This window comes from Tenacibaculum sp. E3R01 (assembly GCF_003318185.1).
Classification (GTDB): Bacteria; Bacteroidota; Bacteroidia; order Flavobacteriales; family Flavobacteriaceae; genus Polaribacter; species Polaribacter halocynthiae.
In genome coordinates, this window is sequence record NZ_QOCC01000019.1 from 163,842 (window position 1) to 180,209 (window position 16,368).

Here is a 16,368-nt window from a genome sequence, read left to right on the forward strand (position 1 = left end):
TTCAAGTCCCGCCTTCAGTACAAAACCTTAACATTTATTTGTTAAGGTTTTTTTGTTTTATGATTCTGGAATATTTTTTGTAATGTATTAATTAATTACCCGTCTAAATCACCAGTTTAAAACAATATGTAAAATGCGAAAAATATTTTTAATCCTTAGTCTTTCTTTTTTTATAAATTCATTTAGTCAAACAGCTGTTTTTAATTCATTATTAAAAACACATGTTGATAGTAAAGGAAATGTGAATTACAAAGCATTCAAAAAAGATGAAGCTAAACTACAAACCTATCTAGATTATTTAGCTAAAACTTCTCCTAAAAAAAATTGGTCTGCTAATAAAACCAAAGCTTTTTGGGTAAACGCTTATAATGCCTATACTATTAAATTGATTTTAGACAATTATCCTTTAAAAAGTATTTTAAAAATTAAAAAGAAAGGTAAAGATGCTTGGAATATAAAATTTGCTAAAGTTGGTAATAAAACATATACTTTAAATCATATTGAACATAAAATATTACGTAAACAATTTAACGATCCAAAAATTCATGTTGGAGTGAATTGCGCTTCTGGCTCATGCCCTCAATTGGGTAACTTTGCCTTTACTGAAGATAATTACGAAAGTAAAACAACAGATTTAATGAAAAAATTCATTAATGACCCTAAGCGAAATAAAATATCTGAAAAGAAAATTCATTTATCTAAAATCTTTGAATGGTTTGAAGGAGATTTTACCAAAAATGGGAGCTTAATTGATTTTTTAAACAAATACTCAAAAACTAAAATTAGTAACAAAGCCAAGATTAGTCATTTACAATATGATTGGAATTTAAATGGAAAATAGCAGTGCCTCTAGCAAAAGTAATTGCAAAAACAATTTGTATTTTTACTTTTCAACCAAAAAATAATTGAACAAATGTCTAAAACATATTACGACCCAGCTGACTTAAGAAAGTTTGGTAAAATAACGGAGTGGAACGAAGAATTAGGTACTAAATTTTTTGATTATTACGGAAAAGTATTTGAAGAAGGAGCTTTAACTGCACGTGAAAAAAGCTTGATTGCTTTAGCTGTTGCTCATACTGAACAATGCCCTTATTGCATTGATGCTTATACTAAAGATGGATTACAAAGAGGTGTAACCAAAGAAGAAATGATGGAGGCTATTCATGTTGGTGCTGCTATTAAAAGTGGAGCTACCTTAGTGCATGGAGTGCAAATGATGAATAAGGTAAATAAATTAGAAATGTAATATTTCTATAAAAAATTACTTCGAACATAGCTATTATATAATATTTAACTACGTTCACCCCTACTCAATATTAAAGTATGACTAAAAAATCGCTTTTAGCAAGAAATAATGATTTAGCAAATACACAGCGTCAAATAGAAATTTTATCAAATGGAATTTTTAAAGATGAACTGCCAACTTTTGCTAAAAAAATTAGAGAAACAAACCAATTTCCTCTTCGCCCTAAAAAGTTAGAGGTATTACAAATTAATTTAGGCTACATGTGCAATCAGGTGTGTGCTCATTGTCATGTTGATGCAGGTCCTGATCGAAAAGAAATAATGACAAAGGAAACTATGCATCAATGCTTAAAAGTCATTAAAACTACTGGCGCCCATACATTAGATTTAACTGGAGGTGCTCCTGAAATGAATCCTAATTTTAGATGGTTTGTTGAAGAAGCTGCAAAGGCTGGAATTAAAGATTTTATTGTTCGTTCAAACTTAACAATTATAAGAGCCAATAAAAAGTATTACGATTTACCTGAATTTTTCAAAAAACACAATGTTCATGTTGTTAGCTCTATGCCACATTGGACTCGTGGAAAAACTGATAAACAGCGTGGTGATGGTGTTTTTGATAAATCTATCAAGGCTTTACAAGAGTTAAATGCAGTTGGTTATGGTATAGAAAACACAGGATTGAAACTAGATCTTGTTTACAATCCTTCTGGGGCCTTTTTACCTGGAGATCAAGCTTCGATGGAAAAAGACTTTAAAAAAGCTTTATCTGATGATTTCTCTATAACTTTTAATAGCTTATTTGCTATTACTAATTTACCTATAAGTCGTTTTTTAGATTATTTAATCGCTTCAGAAAATTATGAAGATTATATGCATGCTTTAGTTGAAGCATATAACCCAATGGCTGTAGAAAATGTAATGTGTACCAATACATTATCTATTAGCTGGGAAGGTTATTTATACGACTGCGATTTTAACCAAATGTTGAATTTAAAAGTAGCTAGTAAAGTAAAACATATTTCAGAGTATAACGAAGAATTACTTCAAGATAGAAATATTATTATAAATCAACATTGTTATGGATGTACAGCTGGTGCTGGAAGTAGCTGTCAAGGCACAGTAACTTAAAAAGTTATGTTTTATATCAACTCAAAATGAAAAATTTAATTTACATCTTTTTATTCTCTTTAGCTTTTTCTGTTAATGCACAGAAAAACTTAAATGAATTGTTAAAAAAGTTTAATACCGAAAACATTCCTTACATCACAAGCAACGATTTAAATAAATTAATACAGCAATCTATTATCTCTACTCAAAATAATGATCAAATTATTTTACTTGACTCTAGGGAGCCTAAAGAATATAAAGTAAGTCATATTAATAATGCTATCTGTGTTGGATATGATCATTTCAATATAAAAGAAACTATAAAAAAACTACCCGTTAACAAAAACACGAAAATCATAGTTTATTGTTCATTGGGAATTAGATCAGAGGATATTGCTGAAAAACTAAAAAAAATAGGTTATACAAACATTTATAATCTTTATGGAGGCATTTTTGAGTGGAAAAACCAAGGCAACCAAGTAGTAAACAAACAACAAAATACTACTGAAAAAATACATACTTTTAATAAAGAATGGAGTAAATGGCTTTTAAAAGGTGAAAAAATTTATTAAAAATACTGACCTATCCCAAAAACAATTCCTTTAGATGCGTTTTTAGTTAATCCGAATCCATAATCTATTCTAAAAACTGCATTGAATATTTTTTTATTAATAAATCGCAAGCCTATACCTGAGTAAACTCTAATATTTTCACTTTGGTAGAAATCACTTAGGTCTCCTCCTGGCTCTCTCCAAGAACCAAAATCAGTAAATGCATTTCCTTGTAATACAAACCATTTCTTTTCAAAAAGAGTATATCTATACTCTGTATTCCAAACTATACTTCCAGTACCTCGATCTACTAAAATACCTACACCTCTCAAATTAACATTATTATCTAATGCAAATGGAGCGAAAGGGCTTTTTAAATTCGATGACAGCCCTACTCGTAAACGATTAGCCCAGTTTCCTTTTTCACCAATTCGTTTAAAGTAAAATAAATCATTCCATGCTACTAAAAAATCATCTTGATATGCATTTTTACTAGTAACATACTGACCATAAAACTGGCTTTTAAAACCATCTATGTAATGATAATAATAGTCCAAATCATCATAAGTATAAACTAGCTTAAGTAATTTTTTATTAATATTCAGTTTTTGAGGTACATTACTTGCTGTATGACCGCTCAAGTAATTATACCTTTCTTTAAAAAAATTTATTCCAAACTGGATGTTATTCTTAAAATCTATTTGACACAGAGCTAAAATTTCATAAGAAATATTTTGATATTTATAGTTTGCAGATTTATCATCAAAATACAAAGGCTCTTCACTGCTCCAATTCTGATGGTTTACAGCTAACCCAAAATGCTTTGAAAACAATGTAGGTGCTTTAAAATTTACCCCATAAGAATCAAACCCATTTTGTTGATAAAAGGCACCTAGAGTCATATTTCTACCTAAAAAATTATAATCATACAATCCTAATTTATATGCTAATCTTTTATTCGTTGTTGTCCATAAATTTACTTCAGGAATTATTGTAAAATTTTCTTCAATATGTATAAAAACATTGTAGTAATTTTCATGAGAATGAAAAACTTGAAAATATGCATGAGAAACAGCAGGTAACCTTTTTAAACGAATAATATCTTTTTCTATTTGTAAAGAATCTAATAAATTACCTCTCTTAGTATCTAACAGTTTTAAAACTGTTTCTTTTTTAGTTTTTTTAATTCCTTTTACTTTTACATCAACAACTATTTTCTTTTGAGAAAAGGTTGAAAATGAAAACAATAAAACAATTAAAACTGCGTACAATTTTTTCATTATTTCCCTATAAATTGCTTTTGAATAACCAAGTTTACCCAATTATCTTCACTCACTCCCATCATTGTAAAATGGTATTCTTTATTTTTTATTAAAATTGGCGGATTATCTCTAGTTACATTTAAAACCACATTACCTGTTTTATAATATTGAAACCATTTATCGTAAGTATAGGTTCCAGATAATAAATCATTATCTGAATTTGTTACTACTTGAAAATAAATAGCATTTTCTTTTACTTTTCCGTCTCCCCAAGAAAACTTTGGCATTAAAGGGGTACTTGTATCTATTGAAACACTAGTAGACCATTCAGTAGGCTTTGAACTATTTTTTAGCCTTATTGGATTTGAAATATGTAGCTTATTATTAGATTCATAGGTTACAATACTCCAAACTTCATTTTTACTTTCACGAACAAATCTTTGTAAATACCCATTAAACACATCCTCTTTTTCAAGTGAAACCTTATTATATAAGGTAAAATCATTTTTATCTGAATTTACACTCTCGGTTTCAAAATACTGAATATTGGTTGCTCCCAATATTGGATAATAAAAAATATAAGAAACATCCGTATTGTTTTTATCACTTGCAGCACAAGCAATAACTTCATCCTTTGCTAAATGACTTTTTTGAGTTATATATGTTTGTAAAGTATCTGTTGTAATTTCATTTTTTGAACACGACAAAAGTAACAACACTAAAAAAAAATATATTATTTTATTGTTCATACGCCTTTTTTATTATCAATTCAGCAGGTTTATTTTGTGGAGTAAATCTATTGTTTTTGATCCCTCCTACTTTAGTATGATCATGAAACCACTTCCATAAAAAACCACCGGCAAACCAATTCTCTTTCCAAAACTGTTGATAAATTGCTTCTAAGGCATTACTCTGATTTTTTAAATCTACATTACCTTCTACCCTATCTGAATTCCATGGTTCTTTACCTGTATAATGAACACTTCTGTATCCAAATTCTGTAAATAAAACAGGCTTATTTACCTTTTCCCTAACTTTAATTATTTGATTTTTATGCGATTGCCATCCATCAATAAAATCTTGAATTGTTGGTGATTTTTTGGTACTTAAAGGAAAATAAGCATCAATCCCTATAAAATCTACATCAACCCAAAATGGCACCCTCTTAAATTCATCCCAGTTAGCGGCATATGTGAGTTTTCCTTTGTAAACTTCTCTGATTTTAAGAATTAATTTACTCCAATAATCTGGTCGATTTTCAACAAATTTTTCTAACTCCGTACCAATACATAGTATTTCTGCATTTATTTTTTGAGCTAATTTTGCATACGTTAAAATAAATTCTGAGTAAGATGCCTCTAAAATCTTCCAGTTTTCTTCTGAATTCATTCTTATAAATCCTGTATATTCTCCTCTCCAGACCCATAACTGAGGCTTCAACATTACTTTAATATCATTTTTTCTAAATTCAGTTGAATATTGCTCTATTCCTTTTTCAGTTTCACCAAACCATTGTCTTGAAGAATTAAAAGTAATCTTAGGAGAATTCAAATCTTTAATAAAACCAAAAGGCATCAACGTAACATAATTCGCTGACACCTTTTTTATGGGTATAATATTATCTTGATTAATTTTGTTTGGGGATGCAACAAAACTAATTCCATTTATTTTTTTTGTTTGGCCATCACAAGACCAATATAAAAAAACAACACTTATTAAAATGAGCCATTTATTTTTCATAGCTCCAATTTACATTTTTTCCATTAAAACAAAGCTCTAAGTCCAATATTAAAACTCTGACCTAATCCAGTATTTTCTCCTCTAACAAACTTACTATACAATGCTTCTAAATTAAGTGTTTTAGATAATTGATATTTTCCTCCAAAACCTAAAGCTGTATAATTTTGTGTAAAATCACCGAAGCGTTGAGCATGTTGAACAAAGGCTAATACAGTAGATTCATCCGATGGGAAATAACTTAAAAAAGCTCCTGGAACCAATAAAAAAGTGTTGTTTGCAAAACTTTTTTCTTCTCCAAAATTATATTCAGTATTTAACTCTGTAAACACTTGCCATTTTCCACTATCAAATGTGTAATCATAAAAAAATCTATTTTGAAATGTCCATGCTGTTTGATCTAAAAACACTCCATTTGCATCAGACTCATCACTTACTAAAGGAATATGTATTGCAGACTGAATAGAGAAGTTACCTACACTTTCAAGTGGCTGAAACTTTATAGCTGGTGCAATTGACGTGATACCTTTTCTATCTGTATTTGTATCTTCTAAACTAAAAACAGATAAAGCTTGACGACCACTAATTGTATTTGATCGGAACTCTACTATAGCTCCAACATTTATTCTATTATTATCAGAAATACCAGTAAAGGCTTCTACTGTAGAAGTAAAGTAATTTTCTCTAGGTTTATCAGCTGTAACGCCATTAAAATTACCTTTTGTTTCTGTATATAAGTTATTAAAAAACTTAATATCCCATTGTCCTTTATCTAATAATCTTGATGGTGTATACGTTTGAATATTGCTTTTTGTATTCTCCTCTTCTTCTTGTGCAAAAGATTGAAAACCTATTAATACCAAAGCAAAAAATAAATACTTAGTGCTATTTCTCATTATAAATTATTTTAATTAAAGCTTAGGTCGATAAAAATAAAACCTACTTACATCAACCTTTTATTTATACTGATTCTAAATTTAATACTCAAATTAAGTTCTTAACTTTAAGTGCGACCTAATTTGCAAATCAACTTATTTATGGAACACGTTGTAATTATTGGTAATGGTATTTCTGGTGTCACTGCTGCTAGACATATTAGAAAACTATCCGACAAACAGATCACTATCATTTCTTCAGAAACAGATTTCTTTTTTTCAAGAACAGCCCTAATGTATGTTTACATGGGACATATGAAGTTTGAACACACACAGCCTTATGAACCTTGGTTTTGGAAAAAAAACAATATCAATTTAAAAAAAGGGTTCGTTTCTAAAGTTCATTCATCAAAAAATGAAATTGAACTTAAGGGTGGTGAAACCGTTAATTACGATACTTTAATTATAGCTACGGGCTCTAAACCTAATAAGTTTGGTTGGCCAGGACAAGATGCTAAAGGAGTAATGGGAATGTACCATAAACAAGACCTAGAGAAATTAGAAAAATATGCTCCTGATAATGCAACATGTAAAAGAGCAGTTATTGTAGGTGGCGGGTTAATTGGTATTGAATTAGCAGAGATGCTTCACAGCAGAAACATTCCAGTTACTTTTCTTGTTCGTGAAACTAGTTTTTGGAATACTGTTTTACCTAAACAAGAATCTGCTATGATTAATAATGAAATTATTGATAATCATATAGATTTACGTTTAGGTGTTAATTTAAAAGAGATAAAAACTGATCAAAACGGCAAAGCCACCTCTATTGTTATTGCTGAAACTGGTGAAGAAATTTCTTGTGATGTTGTTGGTTTAACTGCTGGTGTTTCTCCAAATGTTGATTTTATAAAAGATTCTGAAATTGAAATTGGACGTGGAGTAAAAGTCAATCGTTTTTTAGAAACAAATATCTCAAATATATATGCTATTGGAGATTGTGCCGAACAACATGAATCTATTGGGCAAAGACGTCCTATTGAAGCAGTATGGTATACTGGAAGAATGATGGGAGAAACTGTTGCTCAAACAATTTGTGGTAATCGCATAGAATACAAACCTGGACACTGGTTTAATTCAGCCAAGTTTATTGATATAGAATATCAAACTTATGGTTGGGTTTGGGCTGAACCTAAGAAAAATGAAAGTCGTTTTTACTGGGAACATGAAAGTGGAAAGAAGTGTATTCATATAAATTTTAACAAAAAAACGAATGAATTTATTGGTATTAACACCTTTGGAATTAGGATGAGACATGAGTTTTTTGATCGAGTTTTAACTGAAAAACAAACTATTGAATACGTTCTTGAACATTTATCAGATGCTAACTTCGACCCTGAATTTTACAAATTACATGAAGCTGAAATTGTAGCTAAATTCAATCAAGAAAACAACACCAACATTCAACTAAAAAAGAAAAGCTGGAAACGAATCTTTAGCAAAGCTTAAAAATATGAAAACAATAAAACAAATAGGATTAATACTATTCTTAATAGGACTAGCCATTTTTACAGGAACCATTTTTACAGGTTCTTTTAGTTTAACTGAATCGGAATTGAATTCTTTTATTAACGAAAAAGGTTATAAAAGTGAAGTCATAAAAAAAGAACTTAGCAGTGCTATTGTTACAAATGAAGATTTAAATATTTTTAAATTTTCTAGTAGAGTTAGAAATGCATATAAAAATTCTAATGATCATTATGATCAATTGATTTCAAAATATGATTCAGAAAAAAACTGGGCAAAAAAAGGAGAACAATATCAATTCAAAATATATGGAAAGCCACATACTTTAAGTTATGAATTAGCAAAAAAAGCTGGTAAAGGATTAATGAAAAATAATGCTGGCTTACTTTGGCTACTTACTTTTGGATTAGGTATTATAGGGGCACTTTTATTTATACTTCCTAATTTTATTCTTTTAGGAAATGAAGGAATTAAAAATAACGGAATTTACTTAGATTCTTCAACTAATAAAGGTTGGATAGCATGGTTGGTACTTATATATCTTGTATCATTCTATTTATTATTATACTTCTTACCAGATTATGTGGTTAATTGGACTTATATTTTAGATCCGATTAGTAAATCACTTAATGGTGGGCCAGCTAGTCAATGGTTTGTATATGGTTTCTTATATTGTGTTATTATGCTTGTTATGGCTGTAAGAATGTATATAAAATACAGACATAATAAATATCAAATTATAAGAACGACTTCAGTTTTATTTTTTCAAATTGTATTTGCTTTTTTAATTCCTGAAATCATGACTAGCCTTAACATGCCTGGATATGATTTTAAAAATGCATTTCCTTTGGATTATGATTTTTTCTTTGAATGGAATTTAGATAGCTTAACCAGTAGCGGGTCCATAGGTATATTTATTTTAGTTTGGGGAATACTACTTACATTGGTAATTGTTCCTGTAATGGTATATTTCTTTGGAAAAAGATGGTACTGTTCATGGGTTTGTGGTTGTGGTGGTTTAGCTGAAACTTTAGGAGATCCTTATAGACAACATTCAAATAAAAATATGAATGCTTGGAAACTTGAACGTTGGTTAATTCATTCTGTTTTAGTATTTTCTTTAGTTATGACAATAGTAACTTTGCACTGTTATTTTACTGGTACACAATCATTTTTAGGCATAAAATCTCAATGGATTAAAGATACTTATAGTTTTTTAATTGGAGCTTGGTTTGCTGGTGTAATTGGAACTGGGTTTTATCCAATTTTCGGAAACAGAGTTTGGTGTCGTTTTGGTTGCCCTTTAGCAGCATACATGGGACTGGTACAACGTTTTAAATCTCGTTTTAGAATTACTACCAATGGAGGTCAATGTATTTCTTGTGGTAATTGTTCTACGTATTGTGAACAAGGAATTGATGTACGATCATATGCCCAAAAAGGAGAAAATATTGTTAGAGCAAGTTGCGTAGGTTGTGGTATTTGTTCAGCAGTATGTCCTAGAGGTGTTTTAAAACTAGAAAATGGTCCAGAAGAAGGTCGTATTAACCCAACAGAAGTTTTATTAGGTAATGATGTTGATTTAATGAAACTAGTTAATGAGAAATAAAAGGTTACATGCTATTTATTCTTCTAAAAAAAGGAAGAGTATTTCATTACTGTCATATAAAAAAAGAATTATCATTTTTATAATATTCTTTTCATTGACTTCTATATTATATGCTCAAAAAAAATATTCTAAAGTTTACTATAATAATGGAAATTTAAAAGAAGAAGGCTGGTTAAATAATAATAAAAAAGTAGATTTTTGGAAGTTTTATTACAAAAATGGTGTTTTAAAAAAACAAGGACACTTTAAAGCTAATTTTCCAGTAAAGTATTGGTACTTTTACCGTAAAAATTCATCAAAAGAAAAAGAAGGGCATTTTATAGGAGGTAAACAAAATAAATGGTGGTTATATTATGATAAAAAAGGTACTATAAACCATAAATGCCAACTTAAAAACAACAAAAAACATGGGTATTGCCTAGTTTATAAAAAAAAGGAACTAGTAAAAGCTGTGAGGTTTAGAAATGGTAAAAAAGTAAATGAATGGACGGATTTTTCTTCATTTAAAGAAGAAAATAATTTGACGGATTTAAAATAAAAGATGAATCAACTAATAAAAGTTATTATTCCTGCATATAATGAACAGGATTCAATAGCTAATGTCATTAAAGACATCCCTTCTGTAGTAGATGAAATTATTGTTGTGAGTAATAACTCAACAGACAACACTGAAATAAATGCTAAAAATGCTGGCGCAACAGTATTACTAGAAAATCGAAAAGGATATGGATATGCTTGTTTAAAAGGAATGGAGTACATTGCTAATCAAACAAAAAAACCTGGAGTTGTTGTTTTTCTTGATGGGGACTACTCTGATTATCCTGAACAACTTACAGAAGTTATTGCACCAATTATAAATGATAATATTGATTTTGTAATAGGATCACGAGTAAAGCGACTACGTGAACAAGGTTCTATGACTCCACAACAAATATTCGGCAATTGGTTAGCAACCTTTTTAATGAAACTTTTTTTTGGTGCAAACTTTACTGATCTTGGTCCGTTTAGAGCTATAAAATATGAAAAACTACTAAACTTAAATATGGAAGACAAAACATATGGATGGACAGTAGAAATGCAATTAAAAGCATTAAAACAAAAATTAACGTATGTTGAAGTTCCTATGAAATATCGTAATCGTATTGGTATTTCTAAGGTTTCTGGAACAGTAAAAGGCAGTATATTAGCTGGCTTTAAAATTTTAGGTTGGATATTTAAATACAGTTTTAAATAATGGTTTTACAATACACAATAATTACATTATATACAGTATCATTGATTCTTATTTTAATGTATGCGTTAGCACAATTAAACTTACTCTTTAATTATTTAAAAGCTAGAAAAAAGCAAGATGACTCTCCTAAACTTGATTTAAGCAATCCTAATGAAATTCCTTTTATCACTATACAGCTTCCTGTATATAATGAGTTATACGTAATGGAACGTTTGTTAGATAATATTGCAAAAATTAAATATCCTAATGAAAAATTAGAAATACAAGTTTTAGATGATTCTACAGATGAATCAGTAATTTCTACAAAAAAACATATTAAGAAACTTCAAGAATCAGGACTAGACATTCAACATATTAGAAGAGAAAATAGATCTGGCTTTAAGGCTGGAGCTTTAAAAGAAGGGTTAAAAATTGCAAAAGGAGAATTCATTGCTATTTTTGATGCCGATTTTTTACCAAAACCTTGTTGGCTAGAGAACACAGTTCCTTTTTTTAAAAATCCAGAAATAGGAGTTGTACAAACTCGCTGGGGACACATAAATAGAAACTACTCTACTTTAACAAAAATTCAAGCATTTGCTTTAGATGCACATTTTACACTAGAACAAGTTGGAAGAAATAGTCAAGGGCATTTTATCAATTTTAATGGTACTGCTGGTATATGGCGTAAAGAATGTATTTATGATGCTGGAAATTGGGAAGGAGATACTTTAACTGAAGATTTGGATTTGAGTTATAGAGCTCAATTAAAAAAATGGAAATTTAAGTATTTAGAAAATGTTGAAACTCCTGCTGAATTGCCAGTTATTATCAGTGCTGCTCGTTCTCAACAATTTAGATGGAATAAAGGTGGAGCTGAAAACTTTCAAAAGATGTTAAAAAAGATCATTGTGAGTAAAAACATTTCTTTTAAAACTAAAGTTCATGGAGTTTTACATTTATTAAATAGCTCAATGTTTACTTGTATATTTTTGGTTGCAGTTTTAAGTATTCCTATGTTATATATAAAAAACGAATATGGACATTTAAGACTTTACTTTCTAGTCATGAGTTTTTTCGTTGTAAGTACTATTATTTTTTTTATATGTTACTGGTATATGTACAAAAAAACGTACGGAACTGGATTTTTTAATTTTATAAAATATATCGGAGCATTCTTTTCATTCTTTTCTATTGCAATGGGATTTTCTTTACATAATACTATAGCTGTTTTTGAAGGTCATTTTGGTAAAAAAAGTGAATTTGTAAGAACACCAAAATTCAATATTAAGTCACTTAAAGACAATTGGAAAAACAATAAATATATACGTGCAAAAATTTCACCAAATGTTATTATTGAAGGCCTTTTGGCTATTTACTTTGCTTTTGGTATGTATAGCGCTTTTATAGTTGGCGATCAGGGTGGTGATTTTGGTTTATTTCCATTTCACTTAATGCTATTTATTGGCTTCAGTTATGTGTTTTTTAAATCAATTTTTTCTAAAGCATAAATGTGGAATTACAAAAAATATAATTACATAATTTTAACAGGTTTTGCACTAATCTTATATTTTTTATTTGCTTATTTATTAGAAAGAACATCTTTTTATAAATTACTTTTTTTATGGATTAGTTTATTTAGTTGCTCCTATTATTTATACAGAAGTAGAATTACAGATTTTAGTTTTTTAGTTTATATTTCTATTTTATTTAGATTCATTTTTTTATTTTCAGATCCAAATTTATCTCAAGATTTTTATCGATTTATATGGGATGGACGAATGCTTTTAGAAGGTTATAATCCATATTTATCATTACCTGAAACATTTATTGAACAAAGAAACTACCCCATTAACCAGACTGTAGAATTATATAATGGTATGGGAGCAATGAATGGTAGCCATTATACAAATTACCCTCCTATTAACCAGCTATGCTTCTTTATTGCTTCATTGATTGCTAATAATAGCATCATAGGGTCAGTCATTGTTATGCGATTAATTATAATCCTAGCTGATATTGGTATTTTATTTTATGGTAAAAAACTGTTAGAAAAACTACAATTACCAGCATCTAATATTTTTTTATACCTATTAAATCCATTTGTTATTATTGAACTAACAGGTAATTTACATTTTGAACCTGTAATGTTATTCTTTTTAGTTTGGGGTTTATATAAGTTGAATCAAAAAAATTGGGTACTAGCTGGTGTCTTATTTGCTGTTTCAATATCTGTTAAGTTAATCCCTCTGCTATTTCTACCTATATTTTATCAATTATTTATAAAAAAAGAGGAAACAATTTTTAAAGGCTTAAAAAAACTAATTGGATTCTATCTTGTAATTTTTGTAACTATATGTTTATTGTTTCTTCCATTTTTTTCTTCTACGTTTATTAGTAACTACAGTAAATCTGTAGGATTATGGTTTAAAAATTTTGAATTTAATGCTAGTATTTATTACTTAGCTAGAGAAATAGGATATTTGTTTAGAGGGTATAATGAAATCGCTATTATCGGTAAAATAATGCCAGCTTTAACAATAGTTTTTCTAAGCTTAATTAGTTTTTACAAGAAAAACAACTCAATGAAACAAATAATAACCTCCATGTTATTTGGTTTATCTTTCTATTATTTTACAACAACAACCATGCATCCATGGTACTTATCGACTCTTATTATACTTTCTGTATTTACAAAATACCGTTTTCCAATTATTTGGAGTTTGGTAGTTATTTTAAGTTATCAAGCTTACGCCAATACTCCATGGAAAGAGAATCTATGGTTTATTACCTTAGAATATTTAGTTGTATACGGATTTTTGATTTATGAAGTGTTTATAAAAAACAAACCCACTCAAAAATTGAGTGGGAAAAATTGCTATGAAAAAGAAAAAGAAAGTGGTTTGTTCAACCACAACTCAAATATATAAATATTTTTATTTTTTACAAAATTTTTTTTACAAAAAAATAACTATTTCATAATCAAGACTATTTTCTAGTTCATTTTATCAACTAATCCATTATCTTTTATATACTTGTCACCTGACTCAACGCACTCAGCAATTCCATTTTTATCAAAAATTAAACGATGTCCAAATTCACTAACCCAACCAATTTGTTGAGATGGATTCCCTACCACTAACGCATAGGGTAGCACATTTTTCGTTACTACTGCTCCAGCTCCTACAAAAGCATATTCTCCTATTGTGTTACCACAAACAATTGTTGCATTAGCTCCAATACTAGCGCCTCTTTTAACATTTGTTACTTGAAATTCATTTTGTCTTTTTATTGCACTTCTTGGATTTATTACGTTTGTAAAAACCATAGAAGGTCCTAAAAAAACATCATCTTCACAAAACACTCCAGTATATATAGAAACATTGTTTTGAACTTTAACATTATTTCCTAAAACTACTTTTGGAGATACAACTACATTTTGGCCAATATTACAATCGTTTCCTATAATACAGTCAGGCATTATATGACTAAAGTGCCAAATTTTAGTTCTTTCACCTATAATACATCCATCATCAATAATAGATGTTTCATGTGAAAAAAATCTTTTTATTTTACCCATATTACAAAAATAAAAAACTCAACTTAAAAAGTTGAGTTTTTAAAATTATTCTACCATGAATGTTATGGGCAGTGTATATCTTACTTTTACTGGAACATTATTTTGTTTACCTGGTGTAAACTTAGGAATTTTATTTACTAAATTTTTAACCTCCTTTTTTAACTTTATATGTGGTGCTCTTATTTTTAAATCTACAATATTTCCTTCTTTATTGATTACAAATTGTGTTGATATTCTATACTTACCAGACCTCATCCCTAAATCTTGCGCTATTTCTGAATTAAAGTATCTTTGCACATGCTGTTTTATTTTTCTTTCCAAACACTTTCTACCTTGTTTCTCACTTAACCCTTCACAGCCTCTAAAAATTGGTGCATTTTGTAAGTTACGCATAGTTACAGGGTCATCATTTTTATTAATTATTTCATCCTCATCAGACTCTGGTAAATCTGTTACATCTATTATAGGCTCATTATCTGTTACAGGTAAATCAATAACATTTTTAATTACCTCATCGTTATCAACCTTTTTAATTTTTGTTAAGTCAAGCTTTACTTGCTTTTTTGGTGCTGTTTTAATAGCACTCTTCTTTACTTCCTTAACAAATATTTTAGGTAATTCGTCAATTGAATAATTCTTAGGAATTTCTTCTCCAAAAGTAACAGGCATATTTTCTTTTTCTTTAGTTTCATATTCTAAAGCAAAGTATACAATAGACAAAGAGAACACTAGACCTAATTGCATAAATATTGTTGAAAATTTTTCTAACTGTTTTCTTGGCATTTTTTTTGGCAATTTCATAGTTATAAGTTTTAATGTTAATGCTATGTTAAAATCAAGAAACATGCCAATAAAAAAAGCAACTCGAAAATGAGTTGCTTTTTTATATCTATAAGTATATTGTGTCTATGCTATTCTACATTAAAAGTAATTGGCAATGTATATCCAACTCTTACTGGTCTTCCTCTTTGTTTACCAGGTAACATTTTAGGTAACTTTTTTGCTATACGAATAGCCTCCTTCTTTAATCTTGGGTGAGGTGCTCTAGCATTAATTTGTTCGATATTTCCAGTTTTACCTATTTTAAAAACTAAATAAATTTTCTTTTTCCCTGGAGCTAAACCTAACTCATTAGCTAATTCAGCGTCAAAATAACGTTGAACGTGTCTTTGCATCTTTTTATTTAAACATGCTTTCTTTTGAGCTTTAGTTCCTGAACATCCTGGAAATACAGGTACATCTTCAATAATTGAAAATGGCACATCTTCTACAACTTCTTCTTCTTCTTCAGCCTCTTCAATTTCTTCAACTTCGACAGCCTCAGACTCATCAGTTTCAGTAGATTCGATTACAGTTTCCTCAACTTCTTTTTCGTCCTCTACTATCTCAATCTTTTCAGGAGCTGGTGGTGGTGGTGTATTTTGAGGTGGCTTTGGTGCTTCAGGTTGAATTTCGATTGTTTCTTCTTCAATTTCTGATGCCATATTAGCCATCCCTAAATCTCCGTATTCTTTATCGTATGTTTTATTTTCAATTGCTACATATGTAACAAATAAAGCTAAAACCAAACCTAGTTGCATAAACAACTTACTATAATTCTCTAAGTTTGATTTTGGATTTTTTTTGATTTCCATCCTTTCTGTTTTTTAATAGTTCGCT

Annotated in this window: 17 protein-coding genes; 10 read left to right on the forward strand and 7 right to left on the reverse strand. The window is 29.0% G+C overall.

Going from position 1 to position 16,368, the window contains the following annotated elements:
* The first annotated feature begins 133 nt into the window (after positions 1-133).
* From DS884_RS05915 to DS884_RS05930, 4 genes are all read left to right on the forward strand, one after another.
* Positions 134-841, forward strand: coding sequence for a DUF547 domain-containing protein (locus DS884_RS05915; RefSeq protein ID WP_113786116.1), 708 nt, complete (start codon positions 134-136; stop codon positions 839-841).
* A gap of 72 nt (positions 842-913) precedes the next feature.
* A complete protein-coding gene (locus DS884_RS05920) occupies positions 914-1,249 on the forward strand; it encodes an arsenosugar biosynthesis-associated peroxidase-like protein (protein ID WP_093869767.1) in 336 nt (111 codons plus the stop codon).
* 77 nt (positions 1,250-1,326) lie between these two features.
* Complete coding sequence (gene arsS, locus DS884_RS05925) at positions 1,327-2,379, forward strand: arsenosugar biosynthesis radical SAM (seleno)protein ArsS (protein WP_093869766.1); 1,053 nt, start codon at positions 1,327-1,329, stop codon at positions 2,377-2,379.
* Between the two features lie 26 nt (positions 2,380-2,405).
* Complete coding sequence (locus DS884_RS05930) at positions 2,406-2,930, forward strand: rhodanese-like domain-containing protein (protein ID WP_113786117.1); 525 nt, start codon at positions 2,406-2,408, stop codon at positions 2,928-2,930.
* On the opposite strand, the gene DS884_RS05935 is transcribed toward DS884_RS05930, so the two are convergent.
* The 4 genes from DS884_RS05935 to DS884_RS05950 are packed head-to-tail and all read right to left on the reverse strand — an operon-like array spanning position 2,927 to position 6,804.
* Positions 2,927-4,189, reverse strand: coding sequence for an outer membrane protein assembly factor (locus tag DS884_RS05935; RefSeq protein ID WP_113786522.1), 1,263 nt, complete (start codon positions 4,187-4,189; stop codon positions 2,927-2,929). The two genes, DS884_RS05930 and DS884_RS05935, sit on opposite strands and share 4 nt — an antisense overlap.
* Positions 4,189-4,920, reverse strand: coding sequence for a hypothetical protein (locus DS884_RS05940; RefSeq protein WP_113786118.1), 732 nt, complete (start codon positions 4,918-4,920; stop codon positions 4,189-4,191). The genes DS884_RS05935 and DS884_RS05940 overlap by 1 nt, the downstream gene beginning before the upstream one ends.
* Positions 4,910-5,911 carry a glycoside hydrolase family 113 gene (locus DS884_RS05945; protein WP_113786119.1) on the reverse strand — a complete coding sequence of 334 codons (1,002 nt, stop codon included), beginning with the start codon at positions 5,909-5,911 and terminating at the stop codon, positions 4,910-4,912. Before DS884_RS05945 ends, DS884_RS05940 begins: the two co-directional genes overlap by 11 nt.
* Positions 5,912-5,934: 23 nt before the next feature.
* On the reverse strand, positions 5,935-6,804 hold the full coding sequence (locus tag DS884_RS05950) for a transporter (RefSeq protein WP_093869762.1): 870 nt from the start codon (positions 6,802-6,804) through the stop codon (positions 5,935-5,937).
* Between the two features lie 141 nt (positions 6,805-6,945).
* Here DS884_RS05950 and DS884_RS05955 point away from each other — a divergent pair, with 141 nt between their 5' ends.
* Genes DS884_RS05955 through DS884_RS05980 form a run of 6 tightly spaced genes read left to right on the forward strand, consistent with a single transcriptional unit; the run spans position 6,946 to position 14,059 of the window.
* On the forward strand, positions 6,946-8,289 hold the full coding sequence (locus DS884_RS05955; protein ID WP_113786120.1) for an NAD(P)/FAD-dependent oxidoreductase: 1,344 nt from the start codon (positions 6,946-6,948) through the stop codon (positions 8,287-8,289).
* 4 nt (positions 8,290-8,293) lie between these two features.
* A complete protein-coding gene (locus tag DS884_RS05960; protein WP_113786121.1) occupies positions 8,294-9,916 on the forward strand; it encodes a 4Fe-4S binding protein in 1,623 nt (540 codons plus the stop codon).
* Positions 9,906-10,454, forward strand: coding sequence for a toxin-antitoxin system YwqK family antitoxin (locus DS884_RS05965; protein ID WP_233487117.1), 549 nt, complete (start codon positions 9,906-9,908; stop codon positions 10,452-10,454). Before DS884_RS05960 ends, DS884_RS05965 begins: the two co-directional genes overlap by 11 nt.
* A gap of 3 nt (positions 10,455-10,457) precedes the next feature.
* Complete coding sequence (locus tag DS884_RS05970) at positions 10,458-11,150, forward strand: glycosyltransferase family 2 protein (RefSeq protein WP_113786122.1); 693 nt, start codon at positions 10,458-10,460, stop codon at positions 11,148-11,150.
* The gene (locus DS884_RS05975) at positions 11,150-12,640 is read left to right on the forward strand and encodes a cellulose synthase family protein (RefSeq protein ID WP_113786123.1); all 1,491 of its coding nucleotides are present in this window, start codon (positions 11,150-11,152) and stop codon (positions 12,638-12,640) included. Before DS884_RS05970 ends, DS884_RS05975 begins: the two co-directional genes overlap by 1 nt.
* Complete coding sequence (locus DS884_RS05980; protein ID WP_233487118.1) at positions 12,641-14,059, forward strand: mannosyltransferase; 1,419 nt, start codon at positions 12,641-12,643, stop codon at positions 14,057-14,059.
* 65 nt (positions 14,060-14,124) lie between these two features.
* On the opposite strand, the gene DS884_RS05985 is transcribed toward DS884_RS05980, so the two are convergent.
* The 3 genes from DS884_RS05985 to DS884_RS05995 form a co-directional block, all read right to left on the reverse strand.
* Positions 14,125-14,709, reverse strand: a complete 585-nt coding sequence (locus DS884_RS05985) for an acyltransferase (protein WP_113786124.1) — start codon at positions 14,707-14,709, stop codon at positions 14,125-14,127.
* A gap of 45 nt (positions 14,710-14,754) precedes the next feature.
* The gene (locus DS884_RS05990; protein WP_158530820.1) at positions 14,755-15,510 is read right to left on the reverse strand and encodes an energy transducer TonB; all 756 of its coding nucleotides are present in this window, start codon (positions 15,508-15,510) and stop codon (positions 14,755-14,757) included.
* 110 nt (positions 15,511-15,620) lie between these two features.
* Positions 15,621-16,343: an energy transducer TonB gene (locus DS884_RS05995; protein WP_093869755.1), complete on the reverse strand. Its 723-nt coding sequence runs from the start codon at positions 16,341-16,343 to the stop codon at positions 15,621-15,623.
* Between the last annotated feature and the right edge of the window lie 25 nt (positions 16,344-16,368).

Excerpts from the sequence above, each read along its gene's own strand:
- DS884_RS05915 (WP_113786116.1), top strand. The coding sequence starts at position 134 with ATGCGAAAAATATTTTTAATCCTTAGTCTTTCTTTTTTTATAAATTCA.
- DS884_RS05920 (WP_093869767.1), top strand. The coding sequence starts at position 914 with ATGTCTAAAACATATTACGACCCAGCTGACTTAAGAAAGTTTGGTAAA.
- arsS (WP_093869766.1), top strand. The coding sequence starts at position 1,327 with ATGACTAAAAAATCGCTTTTAGCAAGAAATAATGATTTAGCAAATACA.
- DS884_RS05930 (WP_113786117.1), top strand. The coding sequence starts at position 2,406 with ATGAAAAATTTAATTTACATCTTTTTATTCTCTTTAGCTTTTTCTGTT.
- DS884_RS05935 (WP_113786522.1), bottom strand. The coding sequence starts at position 4,189 with ATGAAAAAATTGTACGCAGTTTTAATTGTTTTATTGTTTTCATTTTCA.
- DS884_RS05940 (WP_113786118.1), bottom strand. The coding sequence starts at position 4,920 with ATGAACAATAAAATAATATATTTTTTTTTAGTGTTGTTACTTTTGTCG.
- DS884_RS05945 (WP_113786119.1), bottom strand. The coding sequence starts at position 5,911 with ATGAAAAATAAATGGCTCATTTTAATAAGTGTTGTTTTTTTATATTGG.
- DS884_RS05950 (WP_093869762.1), bottom strand. The coding sequence starts at position 6,804 with ATGAGAAATAGCACTAAGTATTTATTTTTTGCTTTGGTATTAATAGGT.
- DS884_RS05955 (WP_113786120.1), top strand. The coding sequence starts at position 6,946 with ATGGAACACGTTGTAATTATTGGTAATGGTATTTCTGGTGTCACTGCT.
- DS884_RS05960 (WP_113786121.1), top strand. The coding sequence starts at position 8,294 with ATGAAAACAATAAAACAAATAGGATTAATACTATTCTTAATAGGACTA.
- DS884_RS05965 (WP_233487117.1), top strand. The coding sequence starts at position 9,906 with ATGAGAAATAAAAGGTTACATGCTATTTATTCTTCTAAAAAAAGGAAG.
- DS884_RS05970 (WP_113786122.1), top strand. The coding sequence starts at position 10,458 with ATGAATCAACTAATAAAAGTTATTATTCCTGCATATAATGAACAGGAT.
- DS884_RS05975 (WP_113786123.1), top strand. The coding sequence starts at position 11,150 with ATGGTTTTACAATACACAATAATTACATTATATACAGTATCATTGATT.
- DS884_RS05980 (WP_233487118.1), top strand. The coding sequence starts at position 12,641 with ATGTGGAATTACAAAAAATATAATTACATAATTTTAACAGGTTTTGCA.
- DS884_RS05985 (WP_113786124.1), bottom strand. The coding sequence starts at position 14,709 with ATGGGTAAAATAAAAAGATTTTTTTCACATGAAACATCTATTATTGAT.
- DS884_RS05990 (WP_158530820.1), bottom strand. The coding sequence starts at position 15,510 with ATGAAATTGCCAAAAAAAATGCCAAGAAAACAGTTAGAAAAATTTTCA.
- DS884_RS05995 (WP_093869755.1), bottom strand. The coding sequence starts at position 16,343 with ATGGAAATCAAAAAAAATCCAAAATCAAACTTAGAGAATTATAGTAAG.